Raw genomic sequence first — 19,726 nt, 5'->3', positions numbered from 1 at the left:
GCCGGCCTCCCGCCAGGAAGGCCGGCCGCCGGCGGCGACGCTTCAGCGCGTCGGCGCCACCCAGATGGGGTTCGTGTAGAACCAGAGGTCCAGCCACGGGTCGGCGTTGCCGACGACGTCGAGGGCCGGACCCTCGGGGTCGATGGCCGCGCCGAGGAAGCCGGGCTGGCTGCGGTTGCCGTCGGTGCCGCGCAGCCGGACGTAGAACGCGTCGTCGACGCGGCCGAGGTCGTGCACGATCTCATAGCTGCCGGTGCGGCCCGAGGTGTCCCACTGCTGGACGACCCGGGTGTCGGGTGCCACGAACGTGTCGCGCTGCTCCTCGGCGTGACCGGGGTCGACCGCGCCGCGGATGAGGTCGATGCGGTTGAGTCGTGGCACGAACTGCGACCAGTTGGGGACGTCCTGGGCGGTGATGCCGACGACCAGCTCGACGCGGGTGCCGCGGCGGACCCGCAGCGTGGAGCCGAGCGGGACGCCTCCGCCGCGGGTGCCGCGGACGCGCACGGTGACGTCGAGCGCCTTGACCAGCCGGCCGTGGTCGACCCAGATGCGGCCGTCGCGCAGGCCGCGCATGACCGCGAGGTAGTCGCGCTTCGAGGCGCCCACGTGGGTGCGGGAGTACAGGCCGGGCCAGTAGTCGCCGGCCGTCAGGTTGACGCCGCCGCTGTAGACAGGGTCGCCGTAGCGGCCGTCGCGGCTGAACTGCTCGGAACTGGAGCCGTCGGGTCGCCGGCTGGTGTCGCCCCAGTTGGTGTGGGAGTCGGAGTTGGCGCTGATGGACCACGGCTTGCCCTCGGCCAGCAGGCTGTCCCACAGGCCGCCGACGGTCGCCGTCATCCAGTCGAAGCCGCCCCAGGTGCGGTAGCTCTCGAGCGGGTAGCCGGGGAAGGAGTGGGGGCCGGGTGCGCCGCCGTAGAAGCCGCGGGCCGAACCGGCGCCGACGCCCGCGGGCAGGCCGGCGGCCTGGTGGCCGGGCGCCCCCTCGAAGCCGATGGCGATGCGCGGGTCGGCGTCGCGCCAGGCGCGGATCTCGTGCGGGCTGTCGATGCCCTGCCGCGCCGGGTGGTTGGCCAGGAACAGCGCGTCGTCGACGCGACGGCGGTCGACCTGGCGGCCCAGCCAGGCGATGCCGGCCAGGGCGAGCGCCTCGTTGGCGGGGCTGCTGGCCGACGTGCCGCTGACCGAGCCGTCGTAGTCGGTCTCGAACTGCTTGAGGACGGCGACCTCGTTGCGGCCCGGCGCGACGAACACGGTGCCGTGCTCGGCGGCCGGGATGTTCCACTCCAGGCCCTGGAACACCAGGGTGCCGGGGAGCAGCTCGCGGGCGGCCCGGATGTCGGGGTTGACCAGCTCGACGCCGATGCGTGCGTGCGTGGCGCCGCCGTGGTCGGTGATGACCATCCAGTCGAGGCCGTAGGCGGCGCCGTGCTGCACCTGGTCGAGCACGCGGTACATGGCGTCGGAGCTGTGCTGGGTGTGGATGTGGTGGTCGCCGGCCAGCCACTCGCGGACGGCGCCGCCGCCGGAGCCGGACCGCTCGTCGTCGCCGGCGGCCATGGCCGGCGTGACCCCGGCCATGCCGAGCGCCGTGGCGCCGCCGAGAATGCCGGCGGACCGGAACAGGCCGCGGCGGGACAGCTGGGCGGGCGAGAGCTCGGTGTCGTCGATGGAGAGGTCGAGCGCGGCGGTGGTGTCGGCGTCCACCGGATCGCCGAGGTCGTGCGGACGGTGATGGAACGCGTCGTGCTGGTGCGCGTGGTCGTCGGTGTGACACATGGGAGTCACCCTTCTGGCCCGGGTCGGCTGATGGCGGGACTATCGCGCCGGCAGGTGACCGTCAGGCGACGGCTCGGGGCGAATCGTGCGAACGGTCGGCGGCCTGCGGCCGCCGCCCCGGCGGGCGGAGCGGCGGCCGCGGGCCGCTCAGCGGAGGCAGCGGGCGGCGGCCTCGAGGAGCGCCTGCCCGACCGCTTCGGCCTCGTCGGGCCTCAGCGTCACCGTGGCCGGTGGGGAGAACCGGGTGGTGGCGGTGAGCTCGACGTGGAGGGGCTCGCCGCCTGCCTGGACGACGTTGACCCCGACCAGCCAGGTCTGGCGCCAGGTGACCAGGGACGAGAGGTACTGGCGGTGCTCGGTGTGCTCGCCGGCTTCGTTGCACCACTTGAGCGCGCATTCGTCGGAGGCGGGCGCGGCGGTCATCGGTCGAGCTCGCTCTCGTGCTCGAAGAACCGGCGGACGTGGTCGAGCTCGGCCTTGACCGTGGTGAGCTGCTCGACCGCCTGCTGGTAGCCGGCCAGGTGCTGCTCGGCGGCGTCGACCGCGGTGGCCGCGCGGCCGAGCAGCTCGTGGCCGGTCTCGGCGACGAGGATGCGCCCGGCCCGCCAGTCGATGCGTCCTCGGTAGCCGAGCACGAGCCCGCCGAGGCGGTCGGTGAGGGCATCGAGCCGGGCGATGATCTGCTCGTCGGACATCCCCGGCAGGTAGCGCTCGCGCGCCTCGGCGAGCAGTTCCGGGGTCCAGCCGGCCCGCTGTGCGGTGTCGGCGAGCTCGGTCAGTTGCCGGGCCAGGGCACGTGCCTCGGACGGCGTGACGGAGACGTCGACCCGCTGACCGGAGTCGGCGGGCTCGAGATGGATGTCGATGGACGGGCCCTCGGTGTCGTGCCAGGCGATCATCTCGCCGACATCGTCACTGAGGAACGCGGACCGGGCGATGACGTCACGACGGTCCGCGGCTGGTGTGGTGGCCACGGAGTCCTCCAATGGAGTCGCTCATGAGCTGACGGGGGCCGGGGTAGCCGTCGTGGTCGAGCACGCGGGGACGGCGTCGCCCAGCAGCCGAACCCCTGAACGGGGACGGCGTGAAGATGCGCGTCGGGTCGCCGTGCCGTCCCACCTTGAGCGGCCGGTACGAGACTGTCCGGCCGGATGCCGCGCCTCGTGGTCGATAGCGCTACCAGGGCCCTCTGGAGGGGCGTGGAGGCTATGCACTCATGATACGAGGTGGTGGGCGGAGGATGTCAAACGGGCGTTCGACTCACCCTGCCGGCCGTTCCGAGCGGTCGAGCTCGTCGGCCAGTGCCGTCAGCACGGCGGCCAGCTCGCGCACCTCGCGGGCGGTGAACCGCGGTGACCGCCGGGCGTCGGGCCGGGCCAGCGCCAGGACGACGGCCGCGCCGCGGCCGCCGGAGCGGGCACCCTCGAGCCAGGCGGCACCGCCGCCGGGGACCTCGTGGAGGTCGCCGAGGCAGACGCCGGCCGGGTCGTGCTCGACGCACCAGGGGTGGCCGTCGGCGGGGTGTGCGGTGCTGATGGGACCAGCCTCCTCATGCGTGCCGTGCCCCCTCCGGGACGAGAGTCACATCGGTGTCATCACGACGTCAACCGGAGAGCGGGTCCGTCTCGGCGGCGCGCCGGCAGAGATCGATATGGTCGGCCTGTGAAGGCGCCCGGAGGGAGTCGAATGCCATGCATGGCCTGACACGGGGAACCAGCTGATGGTCCGTCTCGCCGATGTCGTCGCCGCGCTCGAGCGGTTGTACCCGCCGGAGCTGGCCGAGTCGTGGGACGCCGTCGGCCTGGTGTGCGGCGACCCCGACGCGCTGGTGCGCCGCGTCCTGTTCGCCGTCGACCCCGTCGCCGCCGTGGTCGACGACGCCCTCGACTGGGACACCGACCTCGTCGTCACCCATCACCCGCTGTTCCTGCGTCCGGTGCACGGGGTGCCGGCCACGACGCCGAAGGGACGGCTGGTGCACCGGCTGATCACCGGCGGCGCCGCCCTGTACACCGCGCACACCAACGCCGACCGCGCCGCGCCGGGCGTGAACGACGCGCTCGCGTCGGTGCTCGGGCTGGAGGAGACCTGCCCGCTGGTGCCCGCCGGCTCCGAGGACCCCGCCCTCGGCCTCGGCCGGGTCGGCAGGCTGCCGCGGCCCGAGCCGCTGAGCGCGTTCGTTCGCCGGGTCGCCGCCGCACTTCCCGAGACGGCGGCCGGGGTGCGCGCCATGGGCCATCCCGACTCCGTCGTCGCGACGGTCGCGGTGTGCGGCGGTGCGGGCGACTCCCTGCTCGGCCACGTCCGCGCCCTGGGCGTCGACGCGTACGTGACGGCCGACCTGCGGCACCACCCGTCGTCGGAGGCGGGCGAGGCCGGCGGGCCGGCGCTCGTCGACGTCGCCCACTGGGCCAGCGAGTGGCCCTGGCTGCCCGACGCCGCGGCGCTGCTGACGGCGGAGTTGTCGGGCGCAGGCGCTACGGTGGAGACTCGCGTCTCGACCACCCCGACCGATCCGTGGACACTGCACCGGCCCGCCCGGGAACCCGGTGCCGACGAAGGAGCTCACGCTGAACGCTGACCCCGCCGTCCAGTTGCGGCTGCTCGACGTCCAGGCGGTCGACCAGCGGCTGGACCAGCTGGCCCATCGCCGCAGGACGCTGCCCGAGGCCGCCGAGCTCGAGACGCTCGCCGCCGAGCACAGCCGGTTGCGCGACGCCGAGGTCGTCGCCGGCACCGCGGTCGCCGACCTCGAGCGCGAGCAGAAGCGCGCCGACGCCGAGGTCGAGCAGGTGCGGGCCCGCAAGGACCGCGACCAGAAGCGGCTCGACGCCGGCCAGGTGTCGTCGGCCAAAGAGCTCGAGAGCCTGCAGAGCGAGATCGCCTCGCTCAACCGCCGCCAAGGCGTGCTCGAGGACGCCGAGATCGAGATCATGGAGCGGCTCGAGGAGGCCCAGAACGAGGCCGCCGCGCTGGCCGCCGAGCGCGAGAGCGTCGGCAAGAAGGCGCAGGAGGTCCAAGCCGCTCGCGACGCCGCATGGGCGCAGATCGACCAGGACGCCGCCGCGGCCCGTGCCGAGCGTCAGGCGCTGGCCGCCGAGGTCCCGGCCGACCTGCTGGCGCTGTACGAGAAGATCCGCGCCGATCGCGGCGGCATCGGCGCGGCGGCGCTGCGGCAGCGCCGGTGCGAGGGCTGCATGATCCAGCTCGACGCCGCCGAGCTGGGCCGCATCCGCGCGCTCCCGGCCGACGTCGTGGTCCGGCACGAGGAGTGCCGGCGCATCCTGGTCCGTACCCCCGAGTCAGGGCTGTGACCAGCCGGCGGCTGATCGTCGAGGCCGACGGCGGGTCGCGGGGCAACCCCGGCCCGGCCGCGTTCGGCGCCGTCGTCCGCGACGCCGAGACCGGTGAGGTGCTCGCCGAGACGGCCGAGGCCATCGGCGTCGCGACGAACAACGTCGCCGAGTATCGCGGCCTGCTGGCCGGCCTACGAGCCGCCCGCGGCGTCGACCCCGACGCCGTCGTCGAGGCCCGGCTCGACTCCAAGCTCGTCGTCGAGCAGCTGTCCGGCCGCTGGCAGATCAAGAACGCCGAGCTGCGACCCCTGGCACACGAGGCCGGCCGGATCTTCCCGCGCGACCGGGTCAGCTACACCTGGGTGCCGCGGGCCGAGAACGCGCACGCCGACCGGCTGGTCAACCAGGCCCTCGACGGCCGGCCGGTGCAGCCGCCCGCCGACGTCACCGCCCCGCCCACCAAGCTCACCGCCTGGACGCCGGAACTCGGCCCACCCACCACGCTGCACGTCGTGCGGCACGGCCAGACGTCCATGACGGCCGCCCGGCGGTTCAGCGGCGGCGGCGTGCCCGGCCCGAGCCTCGACGACACCGGCCGCGAGCAGGCGGCCCGCGCCGCGGAACTGCTGAGCACCAGCGGCGCCGTCGCCGTCGTCTGCTCGCCGATGCTGCGCACCCGCGAGACCGCCGACATCATCGGCCGGCGGCTCGGCCTCACGCCCACGGTCGACGAGGCGTGGCGCGAGTGCCACTTCGGAGAGTGGGACGGCCTGACGCTGGCCGAGATCGGCGAGCGCTACCCGGGCGCGCTGGCCGGCTGGTACGGCTCGCCCGCGCAGCGGCCGCCGGGCGGCGAGTCGCTCGACGACGTCGTCCCGCGCATCACCGCCGCCCGCGACGCCCTCCTGGCCGCCTACCCGGGCCAGCCGGTCGTCGTCGTGACCCATTCCATCCCCATGCGCACGCTGACCCGGCTCGTGCTCGGCGCGCCGCCCGAGTCGCTGTTCCGCCTGCTGCCGTCGCCCGGCTCGGTCACCGAACTGCAGTACTTCGCCGACGGCAGCACCGCACTGCCGTCGTTCGGCCATCGTCCGTGATTCGTTGGCCGTCCGTGCAGCGTTGGCCGTCCCCCTGCTGCCCATTTTCTTAGCCGCGCAACCGCGCCTCAAGCGGACCATTTGGGGCGCTTCGCGCCGACGAGGATCCGCTTGACCCGCGGTTCCGCGGCCAAGAACGGGCAGCTATCAGGGGGACGGGGGCAGAGCGGGCACGCCTCGGCGTTGTCGTGCCCGTTTCGTCCTGCTTTGTCGGGCGGCGGCGCGCGATGATCATCGACGATCGCCTACATCACGAGGATTACCTGAGCTTCACCATGACTGTAGGGGTGTTGACGCTGGGGTAATCCTCGTGATGGCCCGCGAATCACGGTGAAATCTCACGACGTGGACGCTACGACACCAACGCCACACAGAAACCGGCCGAACGCCCAAGGAGTCGTCGCCGCTCTTCCCCCGTCCCCCTGATAGCTGCCCGTTCTGAGCCGCGGGCGCGCGGGTCAAGCGGTCATCGTCGGCGCGAAGCGCCTCCATGGTCCGCTTGAGGCGCGCGTGCGCGGCCAAGACAATCGGGCAGCAGGGGGACGGGGCCCAACGCCTCACCCATGCCCCACCCCCGTCAGGAGGTCGGCACCTCGGTCACCACGACGTCGACGGTGGCCGGGCGGCCGGGGCCGGACGGCGGGGTCAGCTCGGCGGTCCAGCCCAGCCGCGTCAGCACCTTGACCAGCCTGGCCGGCGTCGTCACCCGGGCGCCGTCCTGCAGGAGCCGCCGCACGATGCGGCCCTTCGTCGCCTTGTTGTGGTGGCTGACGACGGTGCGCCTGCCGTCGTGCTCGTGCAGGACTCGGACCACGACGGTGCGGGCGGCGAGGTCGGCGGGCGGCCGCCAGAAGCCCGCGTAGGTGCTGGACCGCAGGTCGATGATCAGCTCGTCGCCGGCCGCCGCCGGCAATGTCTTGCTCAGCGGCCGGCGCCAGAACGCGGCCAGCGGCCCGACTCCGGGCAGGCTCACACCGCCGCCCAGGCGGTAGGCCGGAATGATGTCCGACGGTCGCAGCAGCCCCCACAGTCCGCTGGTGATCAGCACCGACTCGTCGGCCCGGAGGGCCGTGCCGCCGCGCAGCGTGCGCAGGCCGAGCGCGTCGTACAGCACGCCGGAGTAGACCTCGCGCGCCGGCGCGGCCGGCGCCTGCGGCAGGACGGCGTTGCGCTCGACGTCGGCGGCCTGGGTCGGCCCGAGCCCGAGCGCCTGCGCCGCGGCCTCCGGCGACGTGCGGCACAGCCGGACCAGCGCGGCCAGCAGGTCGACGCGGTCGCCCGTCAGCTCTGGGAACGACAACGCGTCGAGGTCGACCGCGGCGCCGTCGTCCGGCGCGGTCTTGCCCTCCGACGGCGGCAGGAGGATCAGCACTCCCGAGAGCCTACCGACCGGCTTGACTACCGTGGCGGCATGGCGACGTACACGCACGGCCACCACGAGAGCGTCCTGCGCTCGCACACCTGGCGCACGGTCGCGAACTCGGCGGCGTACCTGCGCGATCGGCTCACGCCGGGGACGGACGTTCTCGACGTGGGGTGCGGGCCGGGAACCATCACGACGGAGTTCGCGTCGCTGGTGGCGCCCGGCCGGGTGGTCGGGCTGGACGCGTCGGCCGACGTCATCGGCCGGGCCGCCGCGGGTGACGGCGCCGGCGCGGTCGAGTTCGTCACCGGCGACGCCGCCGCGCTGCCGTTCGAGACCGCCACGTTCGACGTCGTCCACGCTCACCAGCTGCTGCAGCACGTCGCCGACCCCGTCGCCGTCCTGCGCGAGATGGCCCGGGTGGCCCGGCCGGACGGCGTGGTCGCGGCGCGCGACTCCGACTACGCCGGCATGATCTGGTACCCGCGGCTGCCCGGGCTGTCCGAGTGGCTGGAGCTGTACCGCACGCTGGCCCTCGGCAACGGCGGCGAGCCCGACGCCGGCCGGCGGCTCCTCGCGTGGGCGCACGAGGCCGGGCTGTCCGCCGTCACCGCCACCGCGAGCGTCTGGTGCTTCAGCAGCCCCGACGACCGCGCGTGGTGGGGTGGGTTGTGGGCCGACCGCGTCACCTCGTCGGCGTTCGCCGAGCAGGCTGTCGGCCGCGGCCTGGCGACCACCGCCGACCTCGACCGGCTGGCCGCCACGTGGCGGGAGTGGGCCGGCCACGACGACGGCTGGTTCCTCGTTCCGCACGGTGAGATCCTGGCCCGGGTCACCGGGATCGAGTTCGTGCCAGCGGCCTCACCCCACTAGGCTTTCCCGGTGCTCACGATGCAGGACGCGCTGCTCGCGCTGACGAAGTACTGGACCGACCGGGGCTGCCTCATGGTGCAGCCGTTCAACACCGAGGTCGGCGCCGGAACCATGAACCCGGCCACCATCCTCCGGGTCCTGGGTCCGGAGCCCTGGCACGTCGCCTACGTCGAGCCCAGTGTCCGGCCCGACGACGCACGGTACGGCGAGAACCCGAACCGCCTGCAGACGCACACCCAGTTCCAGGTCATCCTCAAGCCCGACCCGGGCGACCCGCAGGAGATCTACCTCGCCAGCCTCGAGGCGCTGGGCATCGACATCCACGCCCACGACATCCGGTTCGTCGAGGACAACTGGGCCTCGCCCGCCCTCGGCGCGTGGGGGCTGGGCTGGGAGGTGTGGCTCGACGGCCTCGAGATCACCCAGTTCACCTACTTCCAGCAGGCCGGCGGGCAGACGCTGGACCCGGTCTCCGTCGAGATCACCTACGGCATCGAGCGCATCATCATGGCGCTGCAGGGCGTCAGCCACTTCAAGGACATCGAGTACGCGCCCGGCATCTCCTACGGCGAGGCGTTCGGCCAGGCCGAGTACGAGATGTCGCGCTACTACCTCGACGACGCCGACATCGAGGCCAACCGCCGGCTGTTCGACACCTACGCCGCCGAGGCCGAGCGCATGATCGCCGAGCGGCTGCCGGTCCCGGCGCACGTCTACGTGCTCAAGTGCTCGCACACCTTCAACGTCCTCGACGCCCGCGGCGCCATCAGCACCACCGAGCGGGCCAAGGCGTTCGCCCGCATGCGCGGCCTGGCCCGCGAGGTGTCGTCGCTGTGGACGGCGCGGCGCGAGGAGCTCGGCCACCCGCTGGGCCTGGTGTCGCGGCCGGGTCTCGACGGCGACGACGCCGAGCCGCTGCTGCCCGACCACCCGGTGGAGCTGAGCGGCCAGGCGCCGCTGCTGTTCGAGATCGGCACCGAGGAGATGCCGCCGCACGAGGTCACCAACACCGTGGCCGCGGTGCGCGAGGCCGTCGTGACGAAGCTCGGCGCGACGCGGCTCGGTCACGGCGACGTCAGCGTCGTCGGCACGCCGCGCCGCATCGTCGTCCAGGTCGACGCCGTCGAGCCGCGCGAGCCCGACGCCGACCGCACCGTCCGCGGCCCGCGCGTCGAGGCCGCCTACGACGCCGACGGCAACCCGACGAAGGCCCTGCTCGGGTTCGCTCGCGGCCAGGGTGTCGACGTCGCCGACCTCGCGACCGCCGACTTCGGCGGCAACCAGCACGTCGTCGTCCGCGTGGTCGACGCCGGCCGCGGCGCCGTCGAGGTGCTGTCGTCGCTGCTCGCCGACGTCGTGTCCGAGCTGCGGTCGGAGAAGAACATGCGGTGGAACGACCCCGCGCTGTCCTTCACCCGGCCGATCCGCTGGCTCACCGCGCTGCTCGGCGACATCGTCGTGCCGGTGCGGGTGTCGGCGCTGGTCAGCGGCCGGACGACGCGTGTGCACCGCACCGCCGCCGAGCCCGTCGTCACGGTGCCGTCGGCCGCCGGCTACCTGGAGTTCCTGGCCGGGCACGGCATCGTCGCCGACCCCGTCGCCCGCCGGGCCGCCGTCGTCGAGGCCGCGTCCGAGCTGGCCGCCCAGGTCGGCGGCGTCGTCGACACCGACGCCGAGGCCGGGCTGATCGACGAGATCACCAACCTGGTCGAGGAGCCCAACGCGCTGCTCGGCGGCTTCGACACCCGGTACCTGGAGCTGCCCGAGCAGATCCTGACCACGGTCATGCGCAAGCACCAGCGCTACCTGCCGGTCCGCGCGGCCGACGGCGCGCTGCTCCCGCACTTCGTCGCCGTCGCCAACGGATCGTGCGACGCCGACGCGGTGCGGGCCGGCAACGAGGCGGTGCTGCGGGCCCGGTACGAGGACGCCGCGTTCTTCTGGCGGGCCGACCTCGAGGTGCCGCTGGAGCGGTTCAAGGAGGGTCTGGCCAAGCTGACGTTCGAGGAGAAGCTGGGCTCGATGGCCGAGCGGGCCGCCCGCATCGAGACCATCGCCGCCGACCTCGCCAAGGGCGTCGAGCTGTCCTCCGACGACGCCGCGGCGCTGGGACGGGCCGCCGCGCTGGCCAAGTTCGACCTGTCGTCGCAGATGGTGGTCGAGCTGTCCAGCCTGGCCGGCGTCATGGCTCGCGAGTACGCCGTCCGGGCGGGGGAGTCGCCCGCCGTCGGGCAGGCGCTGTACGAGATGGAGCTGCCGCGGTCGACGGCCGACGCGCTGCCGGCATCGCCGCCCGGCGCCGTGCTCGCACTGGCCGACCGGTTCGACCTGCTCATGGCCATGTTCGCGCTCGGCGCCAAGCCGACCGGCAGCTCCGACCCGTTCGGGCTGCGGCGCGCCGCGCTGGGCGTCGTGCGCATCCTGCGCGAGACGCCGTCCCTGTCCGCGGTGACGGTCGACGGCGGCCTGTCGGTCGCGGCCGACCGGCTGCGTGCCCAGGGCATCGAGGTCTCCGACTCCGCGGTGGCGGCGGCGCGCGAGTTCGTCGTCGCCCGGTTCGCTCAGCAGCTGCGCGACGAGGACGTCCCCGCCGACTTCGTCTCCGCCGTCCTGCCCGGCGCCGACGCGCCCGGCCAGGCCGTCGCCACGCTGTCGGCGCTGCGGTCGCGGGCCGGCGACGAGTCGTTCCGGGCGCTGGTGGCGGCGCTGCAGCGGATCAACCGCATCGTGCCGGCCGGCACCGCCGCGTCCTACGACCCCGCCGTGCTGACCGAGCCGGCCGAACAGCGGCTGGTCGAGGCGGTGGCCGCGCTGGGCGACATGTCCGGCCGCCCGGTCGCCGAGTTCGCCGACGCCGCCGGCGCGCTGGTCGACCCGGTCAACGCGTTCTTCGACGACATCCTGGTGATGGCCGAGGACCCCGCGGTGCGTTCGTCCCGGCTGGGCCTGCTGGCGACCATCGGCGCGCACAGCCCCCGCACCGTCGACTGGGCCGCGCTCGACACCGCCCTCGGCTGAGTCCGTCGTGGCGCACGCCGGCGTCGGCCCGCGCCGACCGCCGTGCCCCTGACCCACGATCAACCGGAGGTGGGGCGGGGACTGACGGCGGCGCGCTGGGCCCGGTGGTCGCGGATCAGCCAGTCCGTGGTGAGCCGAGGGTCGTCGTCGCCGCGCCCGGCGGCCAGCTCGTCGAGGTAGCGGCGGTCGGCGGCCAGTCGTCGGCGCAGTTCGGCGTGGTCGCCGACGTGTCCGTGACCGGGCACGACGTACTGGACGTCGCCGGCCAGCGTCTCGAACAGGTCAAGTGCTCGGTGGTAGTCGCCGAGCGGGTCGGCGGCGTCGAGGTCCAGCAGCGGCACCTCCAGGTCCGAGCACATGTCGCCGGCGATCAGCACTCCGGCGTCGGCGACCAGCAGCGCCGCGTGCCCGCGCGCGTGCGCCCGGTGCTCGACGACCTCGACCCGCGGGCCGCGCCACGGCACGTCCGGCCCACGGTCGGGGATCGCGGTGAGCCGGGCGAACAGGTCGCCGTCGGTCCCCGGAGCGTCGGCGCGGGCCGCGGCCAGGCCGGCCTCGCGGTCGGCCGTCGCCGCGACCACGCAGTCGGCCGTCGCGAACCGCGGCACGTCGGCGCCGAGCGCCCGGCTCCACAGCACGTGGTCCCAGTGCGGGTGGGTCGCGAACCCGGCGGCGACGTGCAGCCGGCGGCCGGCCAGCTCTGTGGCGAGGTCGTCCAGCTCGGTCGGCGTGATGCCCGGGTCGACGACCAGGCAGTCTCCCGAGCGACCGGCGTCGGACGGCGCGGCCGGCTGCCGCCGCCCGCCGTCGTCGCCGGCGATCACGGTCGTGGTGCTGGTGCAGAACGCGTGGGTGGCGACGAGGACGTTCCGCGTCACCTCGACGAGGCCGGCCATGCGGCGACCGTACCGTCAGCGATCGCGGACGCGGGTTGTCGGTGCCCGCCCGTAGGGTGGGAGGCCCACCCCGCCGGGCGGGGTCTGCCTCGCGGGCCACGGCGGGTTCGTCCGGCTGGGGCCGTCCAGCGGGATTCGTCCGGCCGCGGCCCCTTCCTGGGGCGGCCACTCGCGCCAAATAAGGGCAGCCTATCCTTTCTCGCATGTTGCTTCGCGTCGCCGGCCGCCGGCTTGCCCTCGTCCTAGCGGTTTCGCTCCTGCTCCTCGCCGCCTGCGGGGGTGACGACGACGGCAGCGGCGGGACCGCGACGAGCGAGCCGGACCCGTCGGCCGACGCGGGCGCCGGTGAGTTTCCCGCCTCCGTCGAGCACCGCTACGGCACCACCGAGCTGAGCGAGGCGCCGGAGCGGATCGTGACTCTCGGCTTCAGCGACCAGGATGCCGTGCTGGCCTTCGGCGTCGCGCCGGTCGCCGTCACCGACTGGTACGGCGAGTACGAGCACGCCACCTGGCCGTGGGCGCAGGACGAGCTGGGCGACGCCGAGCCGGTCGTGCTCAACCAGGGCGCGTTCACCGGCATGCAGGACTTCGACTACGAGACCATCGCCGAGCTCGAACCCGACCTCATCATCGGCCTCTACACCGGCATGACGCAGGAGGAGTACGACACGCTGTCGGTCATCGCGCCGACCGTCGCGTCGTCGCCGGACTACCCCGAGTACGGCATGCCGTGGCAGGAGACCACCCGCATGGTCGGGCAGATCCTCGGCCAGGCCGGTCGCGCCGAGGAGCTCATCGCCGAGATCGACCAACAGTTCGCCGACGCCGCCGCGGCGCACCCCGAGTTCGAAGGCGTCGAGATGGTCGTCGCCGAGCAGTTCGAGCCGGGCTCGTCGTTCGCCCGCAGCGCCACCGACCCGCGGACGGTGTTCATGACGCAGCTCGGCTTCGTGCTGCCCGCCGACATCGCCGAGCTGGCCGGCGACCTCGACGGCGCGCCGATCAGCGACGAGCTGATGACCCAGCTCGACCGCGAGCTCCTGATCTGGAACGTCGGCCACGACGACACCCTGCGCGAGCAGATCGAGGCCAAGCCGCTCTACGACCAGCTGCAGGTCGTCCAGGACGGCCGGGTGCTGTTCATCGAGGACCCGCTGGTGTCCGGCGCCCTGACGTGGTCGACGGTGCTCAGCCTGCCCTACGCGCTGGAGGAGTTGGTGCCCCAGCTTGCGGAGGTGGTCGCCGGCTAGCCGGCCGGTGCCACCGGGGCGGTGACACCGCCGATCTCGTGGACGTGGTGCGGGTCGTCCTCGCGCGGGTGCTCGCCGCGGGCGTGGTCGGCGTGGAAGAGCGCCTGCTCGAGCAGCTGGCGGACGTGGGTGTCGGCGGCGTGGTAGTAGACGAACGTGCCCTCGCGGCGGCTGATGACCAGGCCTGAGAGCCGCAGCTTGGCCAGGTGCTGGCTGACGGCGCTCGGGCTGGCGCCGACGAGGTCGGCCAGGCAGTTCACCGACGACTCGCCCTGCAGCAGCGCCCACATGAGCTTCAGCCGGGTCGGGTCGGACAGCATGCGCAGCGCGGCGGCCGCCCGCTCGACCTGGTCGGCGGCCGGGAGGTCGAATCCGTCGATGCTCTCGTGCACGTGGACGAGTCTACTCTGCGCATTTGCATACCTGCGTAGGTGCGCAGATATGCTGATGGTGTGGGAAGCGCACATCATCACGGGACAGGGCACGGGCACGGACATGACGCCGATCACGGTCATGGGCATGGGCACGGGCACGGTCGCGGCAGCGGCTGGTTCGGGCGGCTGCGGCATGCGCTGACCCCGCACTCACACGACGCGACGGAGGTGATCGAGAGCGCCGAGGAGGCCAGCGGCGCCGGCATCCGGGCGGCGTGGATCGGGCTGGCCGGCATGATGGCGACCGCCGCGCTGCAGTTGGTCATCGTCGCCGTGAGCGGGTCGGTCGGGCTGCTGGCCGACACCGTGCACAACCTTGGGCACGCGATCACCACGATCCCGCTGCTCATCGCGTTCCGGCTGGGCCGGCGGGCGCCGACCCGCCGCTACCCGTACGGCTTCCGTCGTGCCGAGGATCTCTCCGGCGTGCTGATCGCGCTGGTCATCGCGGCATCGGCGGCGCTCATCATCGTCGAGGCGGTGCGCGCGCTGATCGAGCCGCGCGAGCTGACGAACCTCGGCTGGGTGCTGGCGGCCGCGCTGATCGGCGCCGCGGGCAACGAAGCGGTCGCCGTCTACCGCATCCGGATCGGCCGCCGCATCGGGTCGGCCGCGCTGGTCGCCGAGGGCCACCATGCCCGTGCGGACGGCCTGACGTCGCTGGTCGTGGTCGTCGGCGTGGCGGGTGCGTGGCTCGGCTTCCCGCGCGCCGACGCCGTCGTGGGCCTCGTGGTGGGCGCTGCGATCCTGTGGATCCTGGTGACGTCGGCCCGCACGATCTTCCGCCGGCTCATGGACGGCGTCGACGACGGCACGGTGGAGGCGATCGAGTCGGTCGCGGCCGGGGTCGACGGCGTCCATGGCGTCGGCCGCGTCCGGGCGCGATGGACCGGGCACCGCCTCGAGGCAGACGTCGACGTCAACGTCGACGGCGCCGCCACCGTCGCCGAGGGGCACCGGATCGCCGAGATCGTCCACCACGCCCTGCTGCACCGCGTCCGGCACCTCGGCCACGTCGTCGTGCACGTCAACCCGGCCTACGACGGCGTCGTCCCGGACGATGTGCACGAGCTGACCGCGCACCACGCCGCCCGCTGAGCTGAGCTCCGCGCGTCAGCCGGGCAGCGCGGCCCAGAACAGCTCGTGCCCGCTGTCGCCCTCGGGAACGAACTCCTGCCGTTCGACGGCGAACCCGGCGGCGGCGAGCCACGTCCGGTACGTCGCGGCGTCGGCCTGGCTCCACCACATCGTCGCGCCGCCGCCGAGCCAGTCGTCCTCGGTGCCGGTCCACGCGTCGTGCCCGGTGGTGGCGACGAACAGGCCGCCGGGCCGCAGCCAGCCGGCGATGCGCTCCAGTAGCGCCGGCTGCTCCTCCAGCGGGATGTGGATCAGCGCGTACAGGCACACGACGGCGTCGAAGCTCGCGGCCGGGAGGTCGACGGTGGTCGCGTCTGCGGCGACGAACGTCGCACCGGGGACGAGCGCTCGGGCGCGGGCGATCTGCACCTCGCTGAGGTCCACGCCGGTGACGGCGAACCCGGCGGCGGCGAGGTCGCGCGCCACGGGGACGCCGTTGCCGCAGCCCAGATCCAGGACGCTCGCGTGCGCCGGGAGGCGGCGCGTGAGCTCGGCGATCCACGGCCGATGGCTGTCGGGGTCGGCGTCGTCGGCGCGGTAGTGGTGCGAGACGGCGTCGTAGCCGCGCCGGACGATCTGCTTGGGGTCGCTGTCACGCTGGCCGGTCACGATGGGTCACGCTACTCCGTCGATCTTCATGAGAATCGCGGCGATTCGGGCGAAAGTGCTTCCGGAGTGACGAAGATCGCGCTAGCGTCCGGGGCTTTGATGTGGGCCGTACCTACGGCCTATGTATCCGAAGTTCCGAAGGGGGGCGACCTTGCGAAAGGTCACCATAGCGATACTGGCCGGCCTGGCCTTGCTGTTCGGTGGCGCGCTGCCGTCGTGGGCGGATGGTGAGGCCACGGTCGAAGCGACGATCGAAACGAAGGATGCGGCCGACTGCGCCGCCTATCCGGGCTCCGAGAACTGGTGCGACCCTGACCACGGTGACTACGACTGCGGCGAGATCCCGAACAGCGTGAAGCCTGTTCCTGTGCCGGGAGACGACCCGTTCGGCCTCGATGGGAACAATGACGGTCAGGGGTGCGAGGCGGATGCCCCGCCCGGCGGTGACGCCGGCGGCGGGCCGAGCGAGGAACCGCCTGCGGAAGAACCGCCCGCGGAGGAGCCGCCGGCTGAGGAGCCGCCGGCTGAGGAGCCGCCGGCGGAGGACCCGGGTCCGTGCGCCCACTACGCCGACTCCGCCGCGTGGTGCAGCGACACGCACGGCGACTACGACTGCCCGGACATTGACGACGCCTACAAGCCGATCGAGCTGTTCGACGCCGAGCTGGACCCGTTCCACCTGGACCGGGACTCCGACGCGCTCGGCTGCGAGATCGGTGAGGACGACGACGGCGGCAGCGACGACGGCGCCGGCGGCACGGCCGACGACGGCGCCGGTGAGGACGACGGCGGCGCGGCCGGCGCGGGCGTGGGCGGCGACGGCGAAGAGCTGCCGAACACCGGCTCCGGCGACCTGGGAGCGCTCTGGCTCGCGGCCCTAGCGTTCCTGGCCGCCGGTGCGCTGCTGGTGATCCGCCGGACGGCGGCCCAGCGGTAGGACCCGACGGGTGGTCCGGCGCTGCCGCAGCGGCGCCGGACCACCCGCCGTCAGGGTCGGCCGGGGCGGTCGAGGTTGTCGCGCAGCCAGTCGCCGCACTCCCGCGAGAAGCCGACCCACGAGGCGGGTGCGCCGGTCACATCGACGACCAGGAGCTTGTCGTCCGGGTGCAGGTGCAGCCAGAGCGAGTCGCGGACCTGGGTGATGCTCATCCTCGTCTCGACCAGCCACGTCGAGCCGAGACAGTGCCAGTACGCCCCGAACCCTTCGAGCGCGTCGAGAAGATGGTCGTAGCTGTGTCCTGGCGTGTTCGCGTCGTAGCTGACCAGCATCATCGCCATGTCCAGTGGCCCTCCGGCGTGATCGGGAACGAAGCGGCGAAGGCTACCCCGGCGGCCGGACAGAACGGAGGACGAGCCGGCCTCTAAGCCGGATTCTGTGGTTCCCGGCGGACCGGGACCGGCGACCATCCATCTACGGCCACCGTTGCCGGTGGTCTCCAGCGGTCTACCCGGGAGCTCGGGCGGGCCGCCCTCGGACGCTCCCTGTCTGACCTTGCTCCGGGTGGGGTTTACCGAGCCGCCCCAGTCACCTGGGGCGCTGGTGGTCTCTTACACCACCGTTTCACCCTTACCGCCCGCGCGAACGCGGGAGGCGGTCTGCTTTCTGTGGCACTGTCCCGCGGGTCACCCCGGGTGGGCGTTACCCACCACCCTGCCCTGTGGAGTCCGGACTTTCCTCGGCGGGACCTGACGGGCCCGACGCGGCCGCCCGGCCGACTCGTCCTCCGTCCCCAGGATACCGCCTAAGCAGCGCGTTCGGACGCCAGCAGCGCGGCGCCGATGATGCCGCCGTCGTTACGCAGACCCGCCGGCACGATGGGCGTCGAGAGGTCGAGCAGCGGCAGGAACTTGTCAGCCTTCTTGCTGACGCCGCCGCCGACGACGAACAGGTCGGGGGAGAAGATGAACTCGAGATGGGAGTAGAACTCCTGCAGCCGCTCGGCCCAGTGCTCCCAGGAGAGGTCCTTCTCCTCACGGACGGAGGCGGCGGCGAACTTCTCCGCCTCCTTGTGGTGGGAGAGGTAGAGGTGGCCGAACTCGGTGTTCGGCAGCAGGACGCCGTCGTGCAGGACGGCGCTGCCGATGCCGGTGCCGAGCGTGGTGACGATGACGACGCCGTCCTGGTCGGCGGCCGCGCCGAAGCGGTCCTCGGCGACTCCGGCGGCGTCGGCGTCGTTGACGATGGTGACGGGCCGGCCGGTGCGCTCGGTCAGCTCCTTCTCGAGGTTCACCCCGATCCACGACTTGTCGACGTTCGCCGCCGAGCCGATGACGCCGCGTTTGACGATGCCGGGGAACGTGCAGCCGAACGGCCCGTCCCAGCCGAACCGCGCCAGCACCTCGAGCACCACCGCGATGACGTTCTCAGGGGTGGACTGCTCAGGGGTGTCGATGCGGACGCGCTCGGTGGCGAACTCGCCCCTGCCGAGGTCGACCGGTGCCCCCTTGATGCCGCTGCCGCCGATGTCGATGCCGAAGCCCTGCGTCGTCGAGGTCACGTCATCAAGCTTCGCTCATGAGCCCCGCGCAGGCCACCCGGCGGCCGAAGTCAGGGCAGGGTGAGGATCTCGGCGCCGTTCTCGGTGACCAGCAACGTGTGCTCGAACTGCGCCGACCGCCGGCCGTCGGCCGTGACGACCGTCCAGCCGTCGTCCCACATGGTCCACTCGTGCGTGCCGAGGTTCAGCATCGGCTCGATGGTGAACACCATGCCCGGCTCGATGATCGTCGTCGACCCCGGATCGTCGTAGTGCGGCACGACGAGCCCGGAGTGGAACGCCTCGCCGACCCCGTGGCCGGTGAACTCCCGCACGACGCCGTAACCGAACCGCTTCGCGTACGACTCGATGACCCGCCCGATGACGTTGATGGCGCGGCCGGGCTTCACCGCCTTGATGGCGCGGTTGAGCGCCTCCTGCGTCCGCTCGACCAGCAACCGCGTCTCCTCGTCGACGTCGCCGGCCAGGAACGTGGCGTTGTTGTCGCCGTGCACGCCGTCGATGTAGGCGGTGATGTCGATGTTGACGATGTCGCCGTCGCGCACCACCGTGGAGTCGGGGATCCCGTGGCAGATGACCTCGTTCACGCTGGTGCACAGCGACTTCGGGAAGCCGCGGTAGCCCAGCGTCGACGGGTACGCGCCGTGGTCGACGAGGAACTCGTGCCCGATGGCGTCCAGCTCGTCCGTGGTGATGCCCGGCTCGACGTGCTTGCCGACCTCGGCCAGCGCCTGCGCGGCCAGCTGAGCGGCGACGCGGATGCGCTCGATGGTGTCGGCGTCCTTGATCTCGGAGCCGGCGAACGGAGTGGGGCGGGCCTTGCCGACGTACTCCGGGCGCGCGATGGACGGCGGGACGGGGCGTTCGGGCGACACGATGCCGGGTACGACGGGCGACATGGTGTGAAAGTCTAGGCTGAGGTGCGCTTCTCAGGCGAAGCCTGGGATGTTCAGTTGAGGTGCGCGTCTCCGGCGAAGGGAGTCATCGTGGCCGACGGACCCTGGTACTGGTGCCTGGTGCATTCTCGGGTCGAGCCGGTCGACGGCTGCCCCAACGACCGCCGCCTCGGGCCGTACGAGACGCGCGAAGAAGCGCAGGACGCGCTGGCGCGGGCGCACGAGCGGACCGCCCAGCAGGACGCCCTCGACCGCGAGTGGAACGGCGACGAGTGACGGGTCGCACCTCGGGCTGAGTACGCCCAGGCGTGCGACGTCGGCCCTCCCGCCGCCCCGCCCGCGTCAGCTCGCATCGTCGGGTGGGGCATCACGAGGATTGCCCTCGCATCACCACGCCTGCAGGCCTCGTGTGGCACGCGATCGGGTGGTGAACGTGATCATTCCGGCGCCGGGCGAGGACTCTTAGCGCTTCCACGGGCACGCAGGCGCGGCGGAGCCCTAGGGCGCGTCTCCTTATTGGCGTAGCCAGATGGTGACGGCGGCGAGCACGATGCCTCCGCGGTAGGTGAGGGCGAGCTTG

Annotated in this window: 20 protein-coding genes and 1 other RNA gene; 10 read left to right on the top strand and 11 right to left on the bottom strand. The window is 73.1% G+C overall.

Annotated elements, in window-relative coordinates:
- Positions 1 to 42: 42 nt before the first annotated feature.
- The 3 genes from DY240_RS28875 to DY240_RS28865 all read right to left on the bottom strand — a co-directional run bounded on the left by DY240_RS28875 (position 43) and on the right by DY240_RS28865 (position 2,753).
- The gene (locus DY240_RS28875) at positions 43 to 1,779 is read right to left on the bottom strand and encodes a histidinol-phosphatase (protein WP_199702677.1); all 1,737 of its coding nucleotides are present in this window, start codon (positions 1,777 to 1,779) and stop codon (positions 43 to 45) included.
- Positions 1,780 to 1,926: 147 nt separating this feature from the next.
- A complete protein-coding gene (locus DY240_RS28870) occupies positions 1,927 to 2,202 on the bottom strand; it encodes a hypothetical protein (RefSeq protein ID WP_119663102.1) in 276 nt (91 codons plus the stop codon).
- Positions 2,199 to 2,753, bottom strand: coding sequence for a hypothetical protein (locus DY240_RS28865; RefSeq protein WP_119663101.1), 555 nt, complete (start codon positions 2,751 to 2,753; stop codon positions 2,199 to 2,201). Before DY240_RS28865 ends, DY240_RS28870 begins: the two co-directional genes overlap by 4 nt.
- A 746-nt stretch (positions 2,754 to 3,499) precedes the next feature.
- On the opposite strand from DY240_RS28865, the gene DY240_RS28860 reads away from it, so the two are divergent.
- The 3 genes from DY240_RS28860 to DY240_RS28855 are packed head-to-tail and all read left to right on the top strand — an operon-like array spanning position 3,500 to position 6,172.
- Positions 3,500 to 4,360: a Nif3-like dinuclear metal center hexameric protein gene (locus DY240_RS28860; RefSeq protein ID WP_119663100.1), complete on the top strand. Its 861-nt coding sequence runs from the start codon at positions 3,500 to 3,502 to the stop codon at positions 4,358 to 4,360.
- On the top strand, positions 4,350 to 5,093 hold the full coding sequence (locus tag DY240_RS33085; protein ID WP_199702679.1) for a zinc ribbon domain-containing protein: 744 nt from the start codon (positions 4,350 to 4,352) through the stop codon (positions 5,091 to 5,093). The genes DY240_RS28860 and DY240_RS33085 overlap by 11 nt, the downstream gene beginning before the upstream one ends.
- Positions 5,090 to 6,172: a bifunctional RNase H/acid phosphatase gene (locus DY240_RS28855; protein WP_199702675.1), complete on the top strand. Its 1,083-nt coding sequence runs from the start codon at positions 5,090 to 5,092 to the stop codon at positions 6,170 to 6,172. Before DY240_RS33085 ends, DY240_RS28855 begins: the two co-directional genes overlap by 4 nt.
- A gap of 577 nt (positions 6,173 to 6,749) precedes the next feature.
- Here DY240_RS28855 and yaaA read toward each other — a convergent pair.
- On the bottom strand, positions 6,750 to 7,544 hold the full coding sequence (gene yaaA / locus DY240_RS28850) for a peroxide stress protein YaaA (protein WP_119663098.1): 795 nt from the start codon (positions 7,542 to 7,544) through the stop codon (positions 6,750 to 6,752).
- Positions 7,545 to 7,583: 39 nt separating this feature from the next.
- On the opposite strand from yaaA, the gene DY240_RS28845 reads away from it, so the two are divergent.
- Both DY240_RS28845 and DY240_RS28840 read left to right on the top strand, forming a co-directional pair.
- Complete coding sequence (locus tag DY240_RS28845; protein ID WP_119663097.1) at positions 7,584 to 8,408, top strand: methyltransferase domain-containing protein; 825 nt, start codon at positions 7,584 to 7,586, stop codon at positions 8,406 to 8,408.
- An 18-nt stretch (positions 8,409 to 8,426) separates the two neighbouring features.
- Positions 8,427 to 11,426: a glycine--tRNA ligase gene (locus tag DY240_RS28840; RefSeq protein ID WP_119663103.1), complete on the top strand. Its 3,000-nt coding sequence runs from the start codon at positions 8,427 to 8,429 to the stop codon at positions 11,424 to 11,426.
- 59 nt (positions 11,427 to 11,485) lie between these two features.
- Here DY240_RS28840 and DY240_RS28835 read toward each other — a convergent pair whose 3' ends face one another.
- The gene (locus DY240_RS28835) at positions 11,486 to 12,322 is read right to left on the bottom strand and encodes an MBL fold metallo-hydrolase (RefSeq protein WP_119663096.1); all 837 of its coding nucleotides are present in this window, start codon (positions 12,320 to 12,322) and stop codon (positions 11,486 to 11,488) included.
- 203 nt (positions 12,323 to 12,525) lie between these two features.
- On the opposite strand from DY240_RS28835, the gene DY240_RS28830 reads away from it, so the two are divergent.
- Positions 12,526 to 13,572, top strand: coding sequence for an iron-siderophore ABC transporter substrate-binding protein (locus DY240_RS28830; protein WP_119663095.1), 1,047 nt, complete (start codon positions 12,526 to 12,528; stop codon positions 13,570 to 13,572).
- Here DY240_RS28830 and DY240_RS28825 read toward each other — a convergent pair.
- Positions 13,569 to 13,964, bottom strand: coding sequence for an ArsR/SmtB family transcription factor (locus DY240_RS28825; protein WP_119663094.1), 396 nt, complete (start codon positions 13,962 to 13,964; stop codon positions 13,569 to 13,571). The genes DY240_RS28830 and DY240_RS28825 overlap by 4 nt on opposite strands.
- Before the next feature lie 49 nt (positions 13,965 to 14,013).
- Between DY240_RS28825 and DY240_RS33830 the strand changes: the two genes are divergently transcribed.
- Entirely contained in the window at positions 14,014 to 14,148 is a 135-nt protein-coding gene (locus DY240_RS33830; protein WP_267901704.1) for a hypothetical protein, read from the top strand.
- A gap of 26 nt (positions 14,149 to 14,174) precedes the next feature.
- Positions 14,175 to 15,104 (top strand): cation diffusion facilitator family transporter, encoded by a 930-nt coding sequence (locus tag DY240_RS28820; protein ID WP_199702671.1) that lies wholly within the window; start codon positions 14,175 to 14,177, stop codon positions 15,102 to 15,104.
- Between the two features lie 15 nt (positions 15,105 to 15,119).
- On the opposite strand, the gene DY240_RS28815 is transcribed toward DY240_RS28820, so the two are convergent.
- Positions 15,120 to 15,752 carry a class I SAM-dependent methyltransferase gene (locus DY240_RS28815; protein ID WP_119663092.1) on the bottom strand — a complete coding sequence of 211 codons (633 nt, stop codon included), beginning with the start codon at positions 15,750 to 15,752 and terminating at the stop codon, positions 15,120 to 15,122.
- A 151-nt stretch (positions 15,753 to 15,903) separates the two neighbouring features.
- On the opposite strand from DY240_RS28815, the gene DY240_RS28810 reads away from it, so the two are divergent.
- Entirely contained in the window at positions 15,904 to 16,689 is a 786-nt protein-coding gene (locus tag DY240_RS28810) for an LPXTG cell wall anchor domain-containing protein (RefSeq protein ID WP_147375569.1), read from the top strand.
- A 50-nt stretch (positions 16,690 to 16,739) separates the two neighbouring features.
- Here the strand turns inward: DY240_RS28810 and DY240_RS28805 are convergent, their stop codons facing one another.
- From DY240_RS28805 to map, 4 genes are all read right to left on the bottom strand, one after another.
- Positions 16,740 to 17,030 carry a SinR family protein gene (locus tag DY240_RS28805; RefSeq protein WP_119663090.1) on the bottom strand — a complete coding sequence of 97 codons (291 nt, stop codon included), beginning with the start codon at positions 17,028 to 17,030 and terminating at the stop codon, positions 16,740 to 16,742.
- A 68-nt stretch (positions 17,031 to 17,098) separates the two neighbouring features.
- An RNA gene (rnpB, locus tag DY240_RS28800) (RNase P RNA component class A) lies at positions 17,099 to 17,472 on the bottom strand.
- A gap of 22 nt (positions 17,473 to 17,494) precedes the next feature.
- Entirely contained in the window at positions 17,495 to 18,250 is a 756-nt protein-coding gene (gene ppgK / locus DY240_RS28795; RefSeq protein WP_119663089.1) for a polyphosphate--glucose phosphotransferase, read from the bottom strand.
- Positions 18,251 to 18,300: 50 nt separating this feature from the next.
- Entirely contained in the window at positions 18,301 to 19,149 is an 849-nt protein-coding gene (map, locus tag DY240_RS28790) for a type I methionyl aminopeptidase (protein WP_119663088.1), read from the bottom strand.
- A gap of 87 nt (positions 19,150 to 19,236) precedes the next feature.
- Between map and DY240_RS28785 the strand changes: the two genes are divergently transcribed.
- Complete coding sequence (locus DY240_RS28785) at positions 19,237 to 19,422, top strand: SPOR domain-containing protein (protein ID WP_119663087.1); 186 nt, start codon at positions 19,237 to 19,239, stop codon at positions 19,420 to 19,422.
- Positions 19,423 to 19,726: the final 304 nt, after the last annotated feature.

Origin of the sequence: Jiangella rhizosphaerae (assembly GCF_003579925.1) — a bacterium.
GTDB classification, from domain to species: domain Bacteria; phylum Actinomycetota; class Actinomycetes; order Jiangellales; family Jiangellaceae; genus Jiangella; species Jiangella rhizosphaerae.
The sequence above is the reverse complement of the archived record's forward strand: the minus strand, read 5'-3'. Positions and strand labels throughout refer to the sequence as shown.

Coding starts and splice junctions, on each gene's coding strand:
- DY240_RS28875 (WP_199702677.1), bottom strand. CDS start 1,779: ATGTGTCACACCGACGACCACGCGCACCAGCACGACGCGTTCCATCAC.
- DY240_RS28870 (WP_119663102.1), bottom strand. CDS start 2,202: ATGACCGCCGCGCCCGCCTCCGACGAATGCGCGCTCAAGTGGTGCAAC.
- DY240_RS28860 (WP_119663100.1), top strand. CDS start 3,500: ATGGTCCGTCTCGCCGATGTCGTCGCCGCGCTCGAGCGGTTGTACCCG.
- DY240_RS28845 (WP_119663097.1), top strand. CDS start 7,584: ATGGCGACGTACACGCACGGCCACCACGAGAGCGTCCTGCGCTCGCAC.
- DY240_RS28840 (WP_119663103.1), top strand. CDS start 8,427: ATGCAGGACGCGCTGCTCGCGCTGACGAAGTACTGGACCGACCGGGGC.
- DY240_RS28835 (WP_119663096.1), bottom strand. CDS start 12,322: ATGGCCGGCCTCGTCGAGGTGACGCGGAACGTCCTCGTCGCCACCCAC.
- DY240_RS28830 (WP_119663095.1), top strand. CDS start 12,526: ATGTTGCTTCGCGTCGCCGGCCGCCGGCTTGCCCTCGTCCTAGCGGTT.
- DY240_RS33830 (WP_267901704.1), top strand. CDS start 14,014: ATGCTGATGGTGTGGGAAGCGCACATCATCACGGGACAGGGCACGGGC.
- DY240_RS28805 (WP_119663090.1), bottom strand. CDS start 17,030: ATGGCGATGATGCTGGTCAGCTACGACGCGAACACGCCAGGACACAGC.
- map (WP_119663088.1), bottom strand. CDS start 19,149: ATGTCGCCCGTCGTACCCGGCATCGTGTCGCCCGAACGCCCCGTCCCG.